This is a genomic window from Ornithinimicrobium carbonis (assembly GCF_977012275.1).
On the sequence record NZ_OZ348993.1, the window covers coordinates 2,833,382 to 2,849,974 of the forward strand.

13 protein-coding genes, 2 pseudogenes and 1 riboswitch are annotated in these 16,593 nt (G+C 71.8%); of the genes and pseudogenes, 13 read left to right on the plus strand and 2 right to left on the minus strand.

The genetic code is table 11. The features are described from left to right. Positions 1–54: 54 nt before the first annotated feature. Positions 55–303, minus strand: a complete 249-nt coding sequence (locus ACWHYA_RS12980) for a hypothetical protein (protein WP_425943952.1) — start codon at positions 301–303, stop codon at positions 55–57. A gap of 128 nt (positions 304–431) precedes the next feature. After that, positions 432–541: riboswitch (TPP riboswitch) on the plus strand. Between the two features lie 53 nt (positions 542–594). On the opposite strand from ACWHYA_RS12980, the gene ACWHYA_RS12985 reads away from it, so the two are divergent. The 7 genes and pseudogenes from ACWHYA_RS12985 to ACWHYA_RS13015 form a co-directional block, all read left to right on the plus strand. Next, positions 595–1,284, plus strand: coding sequence for a YkoF family thiamine/hydroxymethylpyrimidine-binding protein (locus ACWHYA_RS12985; RefSeq protein ID WP_425943954.1), 690 nt, complete (start codon positions 595–597; stop codon positions 1,282–1,284). A 3-nt stretch (positions 1,285–1,287) separates the two neighbouring features. Next, on the plus strand, positions 1,288–1,935 hold the full coding sequence (locus tag ACWHYA_RS12990; RefSeq protein ID WP_425943956.1) for an ECF transporter S component: 648 nt from the start codon (positions 1,288–1,290) through the stop codon (positions 1,933–1,935). After that, positions 1,932–3,683, plus strand: coding sequence for an ABC transporter ATP-binding protein (locus ACWHYA_RS12995; RefSeq protein WP_425943958.1), 1,752 nt, complete (start codon positions 1,932–1,934; stop codon positions 3,681–3,683). The genes ACWHYA_RS12990 and ACWHYA_RS12995 overlap by 4 nt, the downstream gene beginning before the upstream one ends. After that, positions 3,680–4,495, plus strand: coding sequence for an energy-coupling factor transporter transmembrane component T family protein (locus tag ACWHYA_RS13000; RefSeq protein WP_425943960.1), 816 nt, complete (start codon positions 3,680–3,682; stop codon positions 4,493–4,495). Before ACWHYA_RS12995 ends, ACWHYA_RS13000 begins: the two co-directional genes overlap by 4 nt. Then, complete coding sequence (locus ACWHYA_RS13005) at positions 4,492–5,814, plus strand: NtaA/DmoA family FMN-dependent monooxygenase (protein ID WP_425943962.1); 1,323 nt, start codon at positions 4,492–4,494, stop codon at positions 5,812–5,814. The genes ACWHYA_RS13000 and ACWHYA_RS13005 overlap by 4 nt, the downstream gene beginning before the upstream one ends. Before the next feature lie 354 nt (positions 5,815–6,168). Beyond that, positions 6,169–6,639 carry an Hsp20/alpha crystallin family protein gene (locus tag ACWHYA_RS13010; RefSeq protein WP_425943964.1) on the plus strand — a complete coding sequence of 157 codons (471 nt, stop codon included), beginning with the start codon at positions 6,169–6,171 and terminating at the stop codon, positions 6,637–6,639. Positions 6,640–6,696: 57 nt separating this feature from the next. Beyond that, a pseudogene (locus ACWHYA_RS13015) lies at positions 6,697–9,191 on the plus strand (ATP-dependent Clp protease ATP-binding subunit); the annotation flags it as partial. On the opposite strand, the gene ACWHYA_RS13020 reads toward ACWHYA_RS13015, so the two are convergent. Then, positions 9,157–9,918, minus strand: coding sequence for a general stress protein (locus ACWHYA_RS13020; RefSeq protein ID WP_448095646.1), 762 nt, complete (start codon positions 9,916–9,918; stop codon positions 9,157–9,159). The pseudogene ACWHYA_RS13015 and the gene ACWHYA_RS13020 sit on opposite strands and share 35 nt — an antisense overlap. Before the next feature lie 254 nt (positions 9,919–10,172). On the opposite strand from ACWHYA_RS13020, the gene ACWHYA_RS13025 reads away from it, so the two are divergent. The 6 genes and pseudogenes from ACWHYA_RS13025 to ACWHYA_RS13050 all read left to right on the plus strand — a co-directional run bounded on the left by ACWHYA_RS13025 (position 10,173) and on the right by ACWHYA_RS13050 (position 16,569). Then, positions 10,173–11,228, plus strand: coding sequence for a hypothetical protein (locus ACWHYA_RS13025; protein WP_425943970.1), 1,056 nt, complete (start codon positions 10,173–10,175; stop codon positions 11,226–11,228). Between the two features lie 210 nt (positions 11,229–11,438). Beyond that, positions 11,439–12,410: pseudogene (locus ACWHYA_RS13030) on the plus strand (IS1634 family transposase); the annotation flags it as partial. Between the two features lie 45 nt (positions 12,411–12,455). Then, entirely contained in the window at positions 12,456–12,746 is a 291-nt protein-coding gene (locus tag ACWHYA_RS13035; RefSeq protein WP_431472899.1) for a transposase, read from the plus strand. Next, complete coding sequence (locus ACWHYA_RS13040; RefSeq protein WP_431472898.1) at positions 12,743–13,690, plus strand: IS3 family transposase; 948 nt, start codon at positions 12,743–12,745, stop codon at positions 13,688–13,690. Before ACWHYA_RS13035 ends, ACWHYA_RS13040 begins: the two co-directional genes overlap by 4 nt. Then, the gene (locus tag ACWHYA_RS13045; RefSeq protein WP_425943976.1) at positions 13,572–14,666 is read left to right on the plus strand and encodes a tyrosine-type recombinase/integrase; all 1,095 of its coding nucleotides are present in this window, start codon (positions 13,572–13,574) and stop codon (positions 14,664–14,666) included. The genes ACWHYA_RS13040 and ACWHYA_RS13045 overlap by 119 nt, the downstream gene beginning before the upstream one ends. Then, positions 14,629–16,569 carry a tyrosine-type recombinase/integrase gene (locus ACWHYA_RS13050; RefSeq protein ID WP_425943978.1) on the plus strand — a complete coding sequence of 647 codons (1,941 nt, stop codon included), beginning with the start codon at positions 14,629–14,631 and terminating at the stop codon, positions 16,567–16,569. Before ACWHYA_RS13045 ends, ACWHYA_RS13050 begins: the two co-directional genes overlap by 38 nt. The last annotated feature ends 24 nt before the right edge of the window (positions 16,570–16,593 follow it).

Below are 16,593 nucleotides of genomic sequence, written 5' to 3' on the forward strand. Positions count from 1 at the left end.
CACTGAACGACGATGTAGTACAGAGTTTCAGTGGGGCGGCCCACTGCCGATCGTTCAGGAGGTCAATGACGTTGACGCGACCCGCGGCAGATGAGTGCATACGGCGGCGCTGCCCGAAGTCCTGATCCTCAGCTCCGCCGCTGCAATACTGCGGCATGCCACTCGCTCCTCCCGGTCCGCGGCGTCGTACTCGGCCAGGATCGCCGCCTTGAACTCGGCGGTGAACGAGCGCCGCTTGGGACGGTCAGCACGAGGAGCCATGGCCCCATCATCGGCGCCGACGTCAGCAACCGTCATCGTCATCTCAAAGTGTCCATTTCTCGCCCCGTGCGAGGTCAGTAGCAGATCAGCGGTGGTGTCTCACCTCATCCTGACGCACAGGGCTTGACGAACGCCGTGTGGACAACCGAACGCCGCCTGACTAGTCTTGTCACCGACCCCCGGGGAGCGCTGGGAAGAGCGCTGAGAGTGCGGAAAGTCCGCAGACCCGTACACCTGATCCGGTTCGTACCGGCGTAGGGAGCAGGGCACTCGCCGTCGTCGGACGATGGCGGGTCTCGTCGAGGTACCCTCGGGCCCGAGAGAGGGACCGTGATGAGCACGTCGACCACCCGGCCGAGCCGGCCGGCCACGACCACCGCTGGAACCACCGCAGGCGCCACCCCGGCCGAGCTCGGGATCGGCTTGCGGTTCAGCATCCATCCCCACACCGACGACTTCGTCGACGTCATCCTGGGCGCGCTCGCCGACGTCGCGGCGGCAGGCCTGACCAAGGGCCTGGTTAGTGAGACCGACGAGGTCAGCACCTACGTCGGCGCCAAGGACTGGCCCGCCGAGCAGCGCCTGGCCGCCTACCTGTCCGCGGTCATCGCGGCGGCCTACCGCCGCTCCGGCGGCGGGCACGTCGTCGCCCACGCGCTTTTCTCGCGTGGCTGCCCGGGCGAGGTCGCCTGCGACCTGTCGGTGACCGGCCTGCCCAGCCCGGCGCCCGTCGAGCTGGAGCCGACCGGCATCCGGGCCGCGGCCCAGTGGTCGCTGTACCCGCTGCTCGACGGCGGCAGCGACGCGGGGGACCACATGGCGCACATCGAGTCCGCCATCGCCGCCGCCCACGATCGCGGGACGGCGGCGTTGCCGAACCACTACGCCACCAAGCTCACCGGTGACGTGTCCGAGGTGCTGGCCACCGCCGTCGACGCGTGGGCTCAGGTCGGGGCCCACGTCCCGCACGCCGTCACCCACCTGACGATCTCGGTCGGCTCGCCGAGCCAGGCAGAGGGCTGAGCGATGACCAGCACCGACAAGACCGGCGACGGCAGCGTCGGCGCCGGCGCGCCGCGCACCGGCCGGACGCCGAGCGCCCGCCAGGGCTGGGCCATGAAGGACCTCGTCCTCATGGTCGTGCTGGGCGTCGTCTTCGGCTTCGTCTACTGGGCGCTCGTCCAGGCGTGGAACGGCCTGGCCGTGCTCATGGGCCCGGCTGGCGACCTGGCGCAGCACGTCCTGCTCGGCGGGTGGCTGATCGTCGCGCCGATCGCCATCGCGATCATCCGGCGCCCGTTCGCCGGCATCATCGCCGAGGTCATCGCCTCCGTCATCGAGGTCGTCTTCCTCGGCTCCCCCGTGGGGCCGCTGCTGATCCTCGCCGCCGCGATCCAGGGCGCGGGCAGCGAGCTGCCGTTCGCGCTCACCCGGTACCGCCGCTTCGGCTGGGGCGTCTTCGCCCTGTCCGGGCTGCTCGGCGCCTTCCTGGTGTTCTTCTACTCGGCCTTCCGCTCCGGCTGGTACGGGCAGGACATCTTCCCGTTGCGTCTGATCATGCAGTGCGTCTCCGGCGTGGTCCTCGGCGGCCTGCTCGCCAAGGTGGTGGTCGACGCGCTGGCGCGCACCGGCGTCGTCGACAACTTCGCCATCGGCCGCGCCGCGCACCGATGACGACGCCGCCCGGGCCGCCCGTCGTCACGCTCGACGGCGTCAGCGTCCGGTTCCCGCGCCGCGCCACCCCGGTGCTGCGGGACGTCTCCCTGCGCCTGGCGCCGGGCGAGCAGGTGGTGATCCTCGGCGCGTCCGGGTCCGGGAAGTCGACGGTGCTGCACACGATCACCGGCGTCGTCCCGCACACGGTCCACGCCGAGCTGGACGGCGAGGTCACCGTCGCCGGGACGACGACGGCGGCGACCACCGTGGTCGAGCGGTCCCGGTACCTCGGCGTGGTGGCGCAGGACCCCTCCTCGGCGGTGTGCCTGCCGGACGTGGAGCAGGAGCTTGCCCTGCCGCTGGAGAACCACGCGGCCGACCGCTCGACGATCGACCGCCGCATCGGCGATGCCCTCGCCGCGGTCGGCGCCGGCCACCTGCGGCGGCGGGCGACGGCCGCGCTCTCGGGCGGGGAGTCGCAACGGGTGGCGCTCGCGGCCGCCCTGGTGACCGAGCCGGACGTGCTCCTTCTCGACGAGCCCACCTCCATGCTCGACCCCGACGGCGTGGCCGCGGTCCGCGGTGCCCTCGTCCAAGCGGTGCAGCGCTACGGCCCCGCGGTGGTGCTGGTCGAGCACCGGCTCGACGAGTGGGCGGGGGCCGACGGGGCGGCCGGGCTGCCCGCCCGGGCGCTCGTGCTCGACGAGTCCGGGACCGTGCTGGCCGACGGCCCCACCGCCGTCGTCCTGCGCGACCAGGCTGCACGGCTGCACGCAGCCGGCTGCTGGCTGCCGCTGGACGCCGAGCTGCGGGCGCTCACCGGGGCCGACGGCGGCCTCAGCAACCGCGAGAACGTCGCGTTCCTGGACTCGCTGGCCGCCGACTCACGAGAGCAGGCTGCGGAGGCAGACGAGCCGGTGCTGGCCGCGCGCGGCCTTGCCGTCACCCGGTCGACGGGCCGACGGCGCCGCCGGGACCCAGAACCGCCGCCGCTGCTCACCGGCATCGACCTCACGGTCCGGGCCGGCGAGGTGGTCGCCGTGCTCGGCGCGAACGGCGTCGGGAAGTCGACACTCCTGCTGACCCTGGCCGGGCTCCTGCGGCCGCGGACCGGCACGGTGACCGGGCCGCGCCCCGGCCTGGTGTTCCAGAACGCCGAGCACCAGCTCGTCGCAAGCACGGTCCGGGCCGAGATCGCTCACGGCCTGGCCGCGGACAGGAGCGAGCCGATCGTCGACCGGCAGCTCGAGCGACACCGCCTCACCCATCTCGCCGACCAGAACCCGTTCCGGCTATCCGGCGGGGAGAAGCGCCGCGTCAGCCTGGCCGCGATGCTCGCCCACGACCGGCCGGTCCTCCTCGCGGACGAGCCCACCCTCGGCCTCGACCGCCGCGACGCGATCGCCACCGCCGAGACGCTCCGCGACGTCGCCGACGCCGGTGGCGCCGTCGTGCTGGTGAGCCACGACCTGCGCCTGGTGGCCTCCCTCGCCACGCGTGTCGTCGTGCTGGGCGAGGGCGGCGTCCTCGCCGACGGCCCGACCGCCGACGTGCTGCGCGACGGCGAGACCCTCGCCCGCGCGGGCCTGCGGCTCCCAGCCCTGGTCTCCTGGCTCCTCGAGCACCACCGCGACCACCTGCGCACGGTGCTGCGCCGGCTGGACGACGCCGTCGGACGCCGAGAGCAGCGAGTTGCGCCAGAAGCAGGCGCCCAAGCACCTGCTTCTGGCGCGGGAGCCTGCTCTCGGCAGGAGGTGGCCGGATGAGCACCCTGACCGCGCCGGCGGTCGCCGACTCGCCCCTCGCCCACCGCAACCCCACCGTGAAGCTGGCGCTGCTCCTCGCGATCTCGGTCGTCGCCGTATTCCTGCTGGACCCGGTGACGCCCGCCGTCCTCTACCTGCTCGCGCTGGTCGGCGTCGCCGCCACAGTGCGCGCCCCGGCCCGCACCCTGGCGCTCGCGCACGTGCCGTTCGTGCTCTTCGCGCTCGGCGTGCTGATCGTCAACACCCTGGCCCGGCCCGGGGAGGTGCTGTGGCAGGGCGGTCCGCTGCGCGTGACGGTCGAGGGCCTCGAGATCGGCGGGGCGCTCGCCGCCCGGACGCTGCTCATCGGCATCCTCGCCATCGGCTTCCTGCTCTCCACCGACGGCGTCGCCCTGATGACCAGCCTCCACCAGAACGCCCGCCTCGGCCCGCGGATCACCTACGCCGTGCTCGCCGGCTACCGCATGCTGCAGGAGATGCCGCGCGAGTGGGCGACGATCCGGGCAGCCCATACGGTCCGCGCCCCGCTGCGCCCCGACGCGACCGACGGCGCGGTTGCGCCGCGCGGACCCCACCACCTCGCCGGGGTGATCTTCACCCTGCTGGTGGTCTCGGTCCGCAAGGGCGAGCGCATGGCGCAGGCGCTCGAGTCCCGGGGCCTGGGCCTGACCCCGCGCACCACCTGGCGGCCGGTCCGGGTCACCGCGGCCGACTGGCTCATGTTCGCCGGCGTGAGCGCCGTCGTCGCCCTGGTGGTCTCGGCCAGTGCGTGGCTCGGTCACCTGGAGGGCCCCGGTGCGCTCTTCGCGTGAGATCCCGCTCGTCGCGATGGTCAACCCGCCGACGAGCCAGTACTCCGAGAAACTGGCGTCATCCGCTGGCGCGTACCGACTGGTTCGACGCGCGCTTCTACGCCGACCTCGGCCGCACCCTCGAGCGCGGCGGCTTCGCCATGATGTTCATGCCCGACGCGCTGGCGATCCCCGAGGACGGCACCGGCAGCTACGCCACCACGGTCCGCACCGGCGGCAAGGGGACGATCTACCTCGACCCGGTCGTGGTCGCCTCCGTCGTCGCCGCCTCCACCTCCCACCTGGGGATCGGCGCGACCATGTCGACGACCTTCCTCCCGCCCTACGCCATCGCGCGGACCATGCTCAGCCTCGACCACCTCTCCGGCGGCCGCACGGCCTGGAACATCGTCACCTCCACCACCGACGCCGAGGCGCGGAACATGGGGATGGCGGCGATCCCGGGCAAGGCCGAGCGCTACGACCACGCCGACGACGTCGTCCGCACCGTCCTCGACCTGTGGGCGACCTGGTCGCCGGACGCGCTCCGGCTCGACGGCGACGCCCGCGTCTTCGCCGACCCCGCCCTCGTCTCGCGCGTGCCCGACCGGGGCGGCCGTCAGCTCAGCCGGGGACCCATCACCCTGCCCCGCCGCCCGCAGGGCCGACCGGTCCTCATGCAGGCCGGCGCCTCCGAGCGCGGCCGGACCTTCGCCGCACGCTGGGCCGAGCTGGTCTTCGTCGTCGCCGACAGCCCCGACACGATGCGGTCCCTCCGCGCCGACCTGCGCGAGCGGGCGCGCGCGGCGGGCCGTGACCCGGACGCGATGCTCGTCCTGCCCGCCGTCCAGCCGGTCGTCGCCGCCACGGACGACGGCGCGCGCAACCGGCTCGCGGAGCTGGAGTCCTTCCTCGACGAGACCGAGGTCCTGACCATCCTCGCCCGGCTCCTCCACGCCGACCCGGCCACGGTGGACCCGGACGGGGACGCCGTCGCCCTGATCGAGGCGCACCGGGGCGCGACGGGCAGCGACGGCTTCGAGGAGATGCTCATCCGGGCGTCCCGGGCCGAGGACCTGACGGTCCGGGGGCTCGCGTTCCGGCAGGCGATGAGCCAGCTCAAGCCACAGCCCACCGGCTCACCCGCCACCGTCGCCGATTACCTCTGCGACCTGGTGGACTCGTGTGCGGCGGACGGGTTCGCCATCATGCCGGCCCTGTACCCATCCTCGGTCGAGGACTTCGTCGACGGCGTCAGCCCGGAGCTACGCCGGCGCGGCCGGCTGCCGACGACGCCGACGGCCGGGACGTTGCGGGACCGGCTCGGCCTGCCCGCGTGACGACGACGGACGTCGCCGGCCACGGCCGCGACCACCACCCGACGGCCTCCTCAGGCAAATACACCGTGGCGCTGTCAAGCTGGCGGTGCAGCACGCTGACGAACCCCGGTACTCCGGCGCCTGATGAGTGGTCCGGAGCGCCGACGTTCCGTAGGGATCCTTGAACGGAACACGTCTATAAGCGCTGAACCGCGAAGCTCGAGGTTCGGTCTGAAGGGCCGGAGGGGCCACCGGCTACTTACACCACTCAGTGGGGCGTCACCCGGCGAGCTCCGGTCGAGATGCGCGCTGCGGGGCAGTCGTGGTGCCCCGGATGTCCGGCCGGGACTGTCCTGGCACCAGCACAGAGAGGTGATGAGCGCGATGACCGTTCTCGATCCGTTCCGTGAGGTCGAGCGCCTGCTCGGCTCGGCGTTGCGTCAGAGCCCGTCCGCTGCGCTGATCCCGCTGGACCTGTACCGCTCCGGAGAGGAGTTCGTGGTCAAGATCGACCTGCCCGGCGTGGACCCCGGCTCGATCGACATCGACGTCGAGGACCGCACGCTGACGGTGCGCGCCGAGCGGCGCCCGCAGCAGGAGGGCGAGGCCCAGTGGCTGGTGCGGGAGCGCCCCGCGGGGACGTTCGCTCGCCAGCTCACGCTGGGTCAGGGCTTGGCGGTGGACCGCATCCAGGCCAACTACGCCGACGGTGTCCTGACGTTGACCATCCCGCTGGCGGAGGAGTCCAAGCCCCACAAGATCCAGGTCACCGCCTCCGGCGGGCAGAAGAGCATCGAGCAGGGCGGCCAGCAGGGTTCTGATGAGGGGTCCGGCCAGGCACAGTGACGTCGTCGCGGGCGCCGGCGCCAAGCGGCGGCGCTCGTGGCCGGTTCGGAGGTAGCCATGACCAGTGGGTTCGGGTTCGACTCCCCCTTCGATGACCTGATCAACCAGTTCTTCGGCGGACGGGACCCCTTCAGCTTGCTCGGCGCCCGCCAGACCACGGCGCCGTCGATGCAGCGGGTGGACCTGTCGCGGTCCTTGTCGGCGGAGGCGCGCGCTTTGATCTCGCGAGCAGCGGCGCAGGCGGCGCAGTGGGGCAACGGCGACGTCGACGCCGAGCATCTGCTGTGGGCGGTGACCCAGGAGCCTGCGACCCGGACGTTGCTCGAACAGGCCGGGGTGGACGTCGCCGCGTTGGCCTCCCAGTTGGAGCAGGCGGTTCCGCACGGTGAGCCGGCACCTCAGGGTGAGGGGTTGTCGCTGACGCCGGCCGCGAAGCGGGCGCTGCTGGATGCGTACCGGCAGGCGCGGGGTGCGGGGTCGGCGTCGATCAACCCAGAGCACCTGCTGCTGGGGCTGGCAGCGAACACCGAGTCCGTGGCTGGGAGGCTGCTGGCCCGGGCGCTGCCGGACACCGACGCGGTCCGCCCGACCAGCCCGGCCGGCGCCGAGGGCCCGGCCCGGTCGGGCCGGGCGCAGTCGAGCACCCCGACCTTGGACGAGTACGGCCGGGACCTGACCGAGGCCGCCCGTGAGGGCCGCCTGGACCCGGTCGTGGGCCGGGACAGCGAGGTCGAGCAGACCCTGGAGGTGCTGTCCCGGCGCACGAAGAACAACCCGGTGCTCATCGGGGACCCGGGGGTGGGCAAGACGGCCATCGTCGAGGGCCTGGCCCAGCGGATCGTCAACGGCGACGTCCCGGACACCCTCAAGGACCGGCGGGTGATCGCCCTGGACCTGGCCGGGATGGTGGCGGGCAGCAAGTACCGCGGGGAGTTCGAGGAGCGCCTCAAGGGCGTGATCGATGAGGTCACGGCCGCCGAGCGGGAGGTGATCGTGTTCATCGACGAGCTCCACACGGTCGTCGGCGCGGGCGCCGCGGAAGGCTCGATGGACGCCGGCAACATGCTCAAGCCGGCCCTGGCGCGCGGTGAGCTGCAGGTCGTCGGGGCTACCACGGTCGATGAGTACCGCAAGCACATCGAGAAGGACCCGGCCTTGGAGCGCCGCTTCCAGCCGATCCTGGTGCCCGAGCCGTCGGTGGAGGACACGATCGCGATCCTGCGCGGCCTGCGCGACCGGTACGAGGCGCACCACCAGGTCCGGATCACGGACGAGGCGACCGTGGCCGCAGCCACGCTCTCCGACCGGTACATCACCAACCGGTTCCTGCCCGACAAGGCGATCGACCTGATCGACCAGGCCAGCGCCCGGGTCCGGCTGCGGCCCGCACCGCCCCGCCCGACGTCCGGGACCTGGAGGAGAACGCCGCCCGGCTGCAGCGGGACAAGGACGCCGCCGTCGCGGCCGAGCACTACGAACGGGCAAACACCCTCAAGGCCGAGCTGGATGCCGCCCGCACCCGCCTGGAGGAAGCCCGCAGCCAGCGCGCCCCCGTGCCGGAGGTCACCGCCGAGGACATCGCCGAGGTCGTCTCGCGCACGACCGGCATCCCGGTCGCCCAGCTGACCGAGGAGGAGAAGGAGCGCCTGCTGCGGCTGGAGGAGACCCTGCACGCCCGGGTGGTGGGGCAGCAGGAGGCCGTGGAGGCGGTCGCCGAGGCGGTCCGGCGGGCCCGCGCCGGGCTGTCCGACCCCAACCGGCCCGTCGGCTCGTTCCTCTTCCTGGGCCCGACCGGCGTGGGCAAGACCGAGCTCGCCCGAGCCCTGGCCGAGGCCCTCTTCGGCGACGAGGCCCGGATGGTCCGGTTCGACATGAGCGAGTTCCAAGAACGCCACACCGTCTCCCGGCTGATGGGCGCCCCTCCGGGGTACGTCGGCTATGAGGAGGCCGGCCAGCTGACCGAGGCCGTCCGCCGCACCCCGTACACAGTGCTGCTGCTCGACGAGATCGAGAAGGCCCACCCCGACGTCTTCAACACCCTCCTGCAGCTCCTGGACGCCGGCCGGCTCACCGACGCCCAGGGCCGCACCGTGGACTTCTCGAACACGGTCGTGATCATGACCAGCAACGTGGGCGCCGAGCGCATCCTGGCGGCCACCCAGGCCGGCCGCTCCATGGAGGACCTACGCGAGACCCTCATGAACATGCTCGGCCAGTCCTTCCGGCCCGAGTTCCTCAACCGGATCGACGAGATCATCATCTTCCACGGCCTGGACCGCACCCAGCTGCGCAAGATCACCACCCTGCTCCTGGAGCAGACGCGACGGCGGCTGCGCGCCCAGTACATCACCCTCGACATCCAGGACAAGGCCCTGGACTGGCTCGCCAACCGCGGCTTCCAGCCCGAGTTCGGCGCCCGCCCGCTCCGGCGCACCATCCAGCGCGAGCTCGACAACCAGCTCTCCCGCCTCCTCCTGGCCGGCGACCTGAGCCCGGGTGACACCGTCACCGTCACCATCAGCGACGGACGGCTGCACTTCGCGACCACCCGGGACACCGAAACCGACGGCGAACCGCCGCCGGGCCAGATGACGGGCCCGGAGATGAGCGCCGCCCACGAGACAGCACAGGACACCGGCGCCGGAGCCCCTCAGGAAACGGCGGGCTGACGTCCCGCTGCGGGGCGACAAAAGGCGCCCGGAAGGGCAGCTCCGCGGTGACTCGTACGAGAGGGACAGGCGCTCGGCGAGGGGCGAGAGACGCGTCACAGGACCCAGGGGAGGATCGCCGGTCCCGGGGAGGAGCGCCGCTCAGACGAGGTTCGCGACTCGCTGCGCCTCCGCGAACTGCGTGCTCGCGACCTCGACGTGGTAGGCGTTCGCCCGGAGTGTGCTCACGCTGGTGAAGTCGCGCCCGTCCACCGGTCGCCGCGTGGTCGATGAACCCGAAAATCGCGCCGAAAACGGCATCGATCAGGGCGCTGAGGAGGAGCATCCACAGCCAGAACCAGCCGCCGATGACGAAGATCGAGAACAGCAGACCGATGAGCAGTCCGAACCAGGCACCTCCGACGGCACCCCGCAGAGCCGCCTGAGCGTTCGTCTGCCGGCCGGTCACCTGTTCCACCGACCGCATGCCGGTCCCGACGATGCGAACGTTCTCCACAGGCAAGCCGCGATCGGAGAGGAGATCGACAAGGCGCTGGGCGCCCGCGTAGTCGGCGAACTCCGCCAGTGTGCGGCAGTCCGCCCGGCCACTGGTCGCTGGGTTCTGGGTCATGGCGATCTCCAAGGAGCGGTCCGGCGCCGAACCCGACTGACCGAACACTCCCGGCCCGCGACGTGCACCTCGTCAACAGGCCCCACCGATCCCGTACAGGGGCTACGGCACCGCCGGCCCTCGCCGCTGGATGACCCTGATCGCACCGGCACGGGCATCGATCCCCCCGCCGTCATCGCGATCCCCGAGACTTGGCCCATGCCACATCCCGCTCAGCCGCCCCCGCCCCCCCGCTCACGCTCCACCTCGGTGTCGTGCTCGAACCCCGCGCGGCCGAGCTCGTGCGCTCGGCACTCGAGACAACCCTGCCCGAGCGCCTGGCCGCCCGCTTTCCCGACACCCGGTGGACGGTGTCCGTAGTCCACGAGGTCCTCACCCGGCCACCGGCCGGCCGCACCGAGCTCCTCGAGGAGACCCGGGACCGCATGCTCGACGCGGACTGGGACCTCGCCATCGTCCTGACCGACTCCCCACTACGCGACGGGCACCGCACCCTCGCCGTCGTCACCAGCCCGGTGCACGGCGTCGGCCTGGTCTCCGTCCCGGCGCTAGGACCAGTGCGAGTACAGCGGCGGGCGGAGGAGACCGTCGTCGGTGTCGTGACCACGCTGCTCGGCGCGGAGGCCGAAGGGCGCTCGCCAGATCGGCGGCTGCGTCAGCTCGCGGCCGACACCAAGGACCATCCGGGTGACAACGCGGTGGAGTTCGCAGCCCGCGTGCTCGGCGGGAACCTCTGGGTTCTGCTCGGGATGGTGCGCGCGAACCAACCATGGCGCCTCGCCCTCCGACTGTCGCGCTCGCTCACCGTCGCCGCCGCCAGCGGCGTCGCGGCGCTCGTCACCTCCGACCTGTGGTCGCTGTCCGCCTCCTACGGGTCGCTCAGACTCACCGGCCTCGGGGTGCTGTCGGTCGGCGCCCTCACCCTCGCGCTCGTCCTCGGCGGCGGCCTGTGGGAACGCGCACGGCACCGCCGGGAACGCGAGCAGGTGGTCCTCTTCAATCTCGCCACCCTCGCGACCGTCGTCATCGGCGTGCTGGTCTACTACCTCGCGCTGTTCGTCCTGGCATGGCTCGGCGCGCTGCTCCTCGTCCAGGGATCGGTGTATGCCACCTCGGCGGGCACGGCACTTGGCGCAGCGGAGTACGGGCGCCTTGCCTGGCTCACGGCGACGATCGCCACGGTCGGCGGCGCCCTCGGCGCGGGCCTGGAAGACTACGACGACGTGCGCGACGCCGCCTACACCCACACCAGCGAGGCAGTCCAGCCGGTGGGCCGCGAGACCAACCAGGACGGACCAACACAGACCTGACCACGGCGGCTGAGCCGAGACCGGGGCCGCGCCCAGCCCGTCGCGACTCCCAACTCGCACCGGCCCCCTGCCCGATACCGCGCCAACGCGCCCTTTCGCCCTGACTCGTGCCACTTTCGGTTGAGTCGCGACCTGGTGTGACGTTGCTGCTGGTCAGCGGCTCGCGCTGAAGGGCGGCGACACACTAATTCGGGTCGATAGGCTCGTCGGGTGGTGTTCGTTCGCAAGGTCCGGACCGCGTCCGGGGCGACGGCGGTGCAGATCGCTGAGCGCCAGGGCGGTCGGGACAAGGTCCTTGAGCACCTGGGGTCGGCCCACGACGATGCCGAGCTGACCGCGCTGCTGGAGGCGGCTCGACGCAAGATCTTTCCTGGGCAGGGAGAGCTGGACCTGACCGCGGGCTCGGTGCCGGCGGGGCAGTCGATGATCACGGGCAAGTCCAGCGCGCTGCTGTGGCACGTGCTGTCCAGCGCCTACGCCCGACTGGGGTTCGACGTGCTGGGCGACGCGGCGTTCGAGCAGCTGGTCCTGGCCCGGGTCATAGAGCCGACCAGCAAGGCCGACTCGGTCCGCGTTCTCGATGAGCTCGGCGTCCCGCACGTCTCGCTGCGCACGATGTTCCGGTCCCTGGCCCGCGCCCAGGCGTGGGGCTACCGCGACCAGATCGCCGCCGCCTGCTTCGCCCACGCCGCCGCGCACGGTGACCTGACGCTGTGCCTGTACGACGTGACCACGCTGTACTTCGAGGCCGAGAAGGAGGACGACCTGCGCAAGGTCGGATTCAGCAAGGAACGCCGGGTCGACCCACAAATTGTCGTCGGGCTGCTCGTGGACCGGAACGGATTCCCCCTCGAGGTCGGCTGCTTCGAAGGAAACCAGGCCGAGACCGCCACCATCCTGCCGATCATCCGCGCGTTCCAGGAACGTCACGGGCTGGCCGACATGGTCATCGTCGCCGACGCCGGGATGCTGTCCGCGTCAAACCTCAAGGACCTCGACGCCGCGCACCTGCGGTTCATCGTCGGCTCCCGAGCCGCCAAGGCACCCAATGACCTGGCGTCCCACTTCCGCTGGCACGGAGACGCATTCACCGACGGGCAGATCATCGACACCATCACCCCGCGGGTGTCCACCACCGCTGCCCGCAGCGCCAACGACACCAAGAAGCGCGCCGAGCCGGTCTGAGGTTCCCCCCGGAGCGTAGAGGCATCCACAATGAGGATCGAGATGCCAGAGCCAAGGAAGAAGTACGACCGGGAGTTCCGTGAGGGAGCGGTCCGGATCGTCGAGGAGACGAACAAGCCGATCGCGCAGGTCGCCCGCGATCTCGGTGTGAACGAGGGCACGCTGGGCAACTGGGTCCAGCGGGCCCGCGCCGCACGCGAGGGCCGTGGCGAGCTGTCCAAGGACGACCACAAGGAGCTGAAGCGTCTGCGCGCGGAGAACGCCGAGCTGCGGATGGAGCGTGACGTCCTCAAGCGATCCGTGGTCCTGTGGGTGAAGGAGGCGACGAAGTGAGCGTGGCACGCTTCATCGCCGACCAGAGGACCAACTACGCCGTGCCACACACCCTCGTCTGCGCCCTGCTAGGGGTCTCCCTGGCGTGGTTCTACAAGTGGATCAAGCGCGCCAACGGCCCGGGCGCCGCGAGCGGGTTGTTCACCGACACCGACCGGCGCCGCGACTCCGTCGACCGCGCGGTGAAGGTCGCGTTCAAGGACGCCAAGGGGCTGCACGGCTCCCCGCGCCTGCATGCCGACCTGCGCGACGCTGGCTGGGAGATCAGCGAGAAGACGGTCGCCGAATCGATGCGCCGCCAGGGTCTGGTCGCCCGCGTCATCAAGCGGCGCGGTGGCTTGACCAGGCAAGACAAGACCAAGAAGCCGTTCCCGGACCTGCTGTGCCGGGACTTCACCGCGCCAGCGCCGAACTGCAGGTGGGTCGGTGACATCACTGAGATCCCGACGGCCGAGGGCAAGCTGTACCTGGCCACCGTCATCGACCTGTACTCCCGCCGGCTGCTCGGCGCGGCGACCAGTGCCCACCCCGACGCTGAGTTGGCGTGCGCGGCGATCCGGATGGCCGTGACGGCCCGCGGCGGCAAGGAGGCGATCTGGCGAGAGGACCAGGCCGAACGTCTCGTGTTCCACACCGACCGCGGGTCGACCTACTCGGCGACCTCGTTCACCACGTTGTGCGCCGACCTGGGGATCCGTCAGTCGATGGGCCGGGTGGGGTCGTGCCTGTTAACCGGCCAATCGCCCCGGCAGGGACGTCCTGGAGGTGGCCGACCTCGCAGTGGGGGTGTTCGCTTCGGGCGGTGCGGAGGCGTAGGTATGAGGCATGGACACCGACGCCGGTGCTGTCAGTCTTCGCCAGGTCGAGCAGCGCTGGGAGCTGTTCTGTCCCACCCGGCCCGAGCTCGTCGCCGTCCCCAACGCCTACCTGGGGTACCTGGTTGACCGGAACTACTCGCCTCGCACCGTGCGCACGTACGGCTTCGGGCTGGTGGCGTTCTGCCGCTGGGCCTACCGCACGGGCACGGACATCGAGGCGGTGAGCACTGATGATCTGCTCTCGTTCTTGTCCGCGTGCCGCCAGCAGGTCGTGGCCGGTCGGGGCGGACCGAACGTGCTCGACCTGACCGGGCGCCGCACCGACCGCCTTGCCCCGGCCTCGGTGAACCTGCGCCTGGCCGCCGTGGCGGGGATGTATGAGTACCTGGCGATGCGTGAGCCCGGCCGGGTCTCTCCAGTGCCCAAGGGACGGCCCTCGAGCTGGTTCGCCCAAGGTGAACGCTCCGGGTTGCTGGCCCACACCAAGCGTCGACCCGCGCCCCGGTCCCGGCTGCGCTTACGGACCCCGCGACGACTGCCTCGGGCCCTGACGCCGGCCGAGACCAGGGCGCTGCTGGCCAGCCTGCGCAGCCGACGGGACCTGGCGATCGCCGGGCTGATGCTGTACTGCGGGCTGCGCTCGTGCGAGGTGCTGGCCCTGGCCGTGACCGACGTCGACATCGGCGGCCGGTGGTTGCTGGTGCACGGCAAGGGCGGCAAGGACCGCCGGGTCCCGTTGGACGGGGACCTCGCCGCGGCGATCAACGCCTACCTGCTCACCGAGCGCCCGGACACGCCCAGCCCGTCGTTGTTCGTGGTGGCCAAGGGCCCTACCCGAGGTCATCCGCTGACCCCGGCCGGGCTGCGCACGATCTTCCGCTACCACCGCGCCCGCAGCGGGGTCGGCGCCGGCGCCCCGCACGCGCTGCGGCACACGTTCGGTACCGCGCTGGCCGAGGCCGGGGTCGACCTGGCCGTCATGCAGTCCCTGCTGGGGCATGCCCACGTCGACACCACCGCCCGGTACATCCACCTCGCCCCGACCCACGTGAAGGCTTCCTACGATGCTGCCCGCACCCGGCAACGCGACACGTCCAGCTGAACAGCACGACCGTGCGGAGACACCACGAGAGGTGCTGGCCGCCTACCACGCCCACCAGGGCCGCACCGGTCGCGGGAACAGCGCCTTCACGGGCGCGGCGAAAGCGTTCCTGCGGCGCTGGCCGTACGTGCAGGACTGGGCGGCCGAGCCGCTGAGAGTGCAGCTGTCCGCAAGCACCGCCACCCGCCCGTTCCTGACGTTCCTGCTCGTCACCGGGCGGTTGCGGCCCTCGTGGGAGTACCTGGTGCACCGCAAGTTCTCCTCCCTGTGGCGCGACCTGCCCGGCACCGTGATCGGGCAGGACGTCCAGGAGTTCATCACCGCCGCCCGCGCCGTCGGCTACTCCGAACGGGTCGCCTCGGCCATGGCCTCCCAAGTGATGGCCCGGGTCCTGTTCGCCACCGGCAAACGCCTGGACCAGGTCACCCACGACGACTTCGACGCCCTCGCGGCCGCCGGCCAGGCACGACAGGAAGCCACCGGACGCACCTGGAAGCACTACCGTGCCTGCGCCACCGCGACCCGGACCGTGCTGTTCCACCACGGCGTCCTCCCCGCCCCACCTGCGCCGTGGGAGCAGCGTTGGCCGTTCGCCCGACGCCTGGGCGGCGTGCCCGAGCCGATGCACTCGATCCTGGTGCGCTACCTGGACCGCAAGTCCGTGACCTGCAAGATGACCACCGTCTCCTCCCTGGCGACCCGCCTGGCCCACTTCGGCACCTTCGTCACCACCCTCGAGGCGGACCTCACCCCCGCGGGTCTGGACCGGGTCACGCACATCGAACCGTGGCTGGTCGCGCTCACCCGGACCGAGAACACCAGGTCCGGCGGCCTGCTGTCCGTGCCCGAGCAGGCCCGACGGATCCTGGCAGTGGCCAACTTCTTCACCGACATCACCGAGTGGGACTGGCCCGAAGCACCGCTGCGCAAGCTGCTCTACGCCTCGGACAACCCGCGCCTGCCCCAGCCCCTGCCCCGGTTCCTCCCGCCCGCGGCCGACCAGGCCCTGACCCAGGCACTGGCCGACTCACCCAACCGGCTGGCCGCCGACGCCCTCCTGCTGCAACGCGCCTGCGGACTCCGCATCGGCGAGCTGGTCGACCTCGAGCTCGACGCCGTCATCGACGTCCCCGGCGCCGGCTCCTGGCTCAAGGTGCCCCTCGGCAAGCTGGACACCGAGCGGATGGTCCCGATCGACACCGAGACCCTCACCCTGGTCGACCGCATCAGCACCACCCGCAGCCCCGGCCGACCTCTCCCGCACCCACGCACCGGAAGACCCGCGGACTTCCTGTTCACCGCACACGGCCACCGGCTCAGCCAGTCCCGGCTGCGCGCCGAGCTCGACCGGGCCGCCGGCGCCGCCGGGCTCGGACACATCACCCCCCACCAGCTGCGGCACACCTACGCCACCGCCCTGGTCAACGCCGGCGTCTCCCTGCAAGCCCTCATGGTCATCCTCGGCCACGTCAGCGCCGAGATGAGCCTGCGCTACGCCCGTCTCTTCGACAGCACCGTCCGCGCCGAGTACGAACGCGCCCTCAGCCTGGCCAAGTCGCGCCTGGGCCCCCTACCCACGCCCGACCACGCCACCGACGAGCCGGACCAGGACCACGACTGGCGCACCACGCCGACCATCAAGACCGCCCTGGCCGGTGGCTACTGCCTCCGCGCCCCGGCGCAAGGGCCCTGCGCCTACGCCAACCTGTGCGAGCACTGCCCCGCCTACCGGACCACCATCGAGCACATCCCCGTCCTGACCGCCCAGCGCGACGATGCCGCCGCCCTCGCCCAGGACGCCACCGACCGAGGCTGGGACGCCGAGACCGAACGACACCTACGCCTGATCAGCCGGCTCAACACCCACATCGAGCAGGCAGCGACACGCCGCACCCCTGCGTGACCAACAGCACAACACGTGCCCCCG

Coding starts and splice junctions, on each gene's coding strand:
- ACWHYA_RS12990 (WP_425943956.1), top strand. CDS start 1,288: ATGACCAGCACCGACAAGACCGGCGACGGCAGCGTCGGCGCCGGCGCG.
- ACWHYA_RS13000 (WP_425943960.1), top strand. CDS start 3,680: ATGAGCACCCTGACCGCGCCGGCGGTCGCCGACTCGCCCCTCGCCCAC.
- ACWHYA_RS12995 (WP_425943958.1), top strand. CDS start 1,932: ATGACGACGCCGCCCGGGCCGCCCGTCGTCACGCTCGACGGCGTCAGC.
- ACWHYA_RS13020 (WP_448095646.1), bottom strand. CDS start 9,918: ATGACCCAGAACCCAGCGACCAGTGGCCGGGCGGACTGCCGCACACTG.
- ACWHYA_RS12985 (WP_425943954.1), top strand. CDS start 595: ATGAGCACGTCGACCACCCGGCCGAGCCGGCCGGCCACGACCACCGCT.
- ACWHYA_RS13010 (WP_425943964.1), top strand. CDS start 6,169: ATGAGCGCGATGACCGTTCTCGATCCGTTCCGTGAGGTCGAGCGCCTG.
- ACWHYA_RS13035 (WP_431472899.1), top strand. CDS start 12,456: ATGCCAGAGCCAAGGAAGAAGTACGACCGGGAGTTCCGTGAGGGAGCG.
- ACWHYA_RS12980 (WP_425943952.1), bottom strand. CDS start 303: ATGACGATGACGGTTGCTGACGTCGGCGCCGATGATGGGGCCATGGCT.
- ACWHYA_RS13050 (WP_425943978.1), top strand. CDS start 14,629: ATGCTGCCCGCACCCGGCAACGCGACACGTCCAGCTGAACAGCACGAC.
- ACWHYA_RS13045 (WP_425943976.1), top strand. CDS start 13,572: ATGGACACCGACGCCGGTGCTGTCAGTCTTCGCCAGGTCGAGCAGCGC.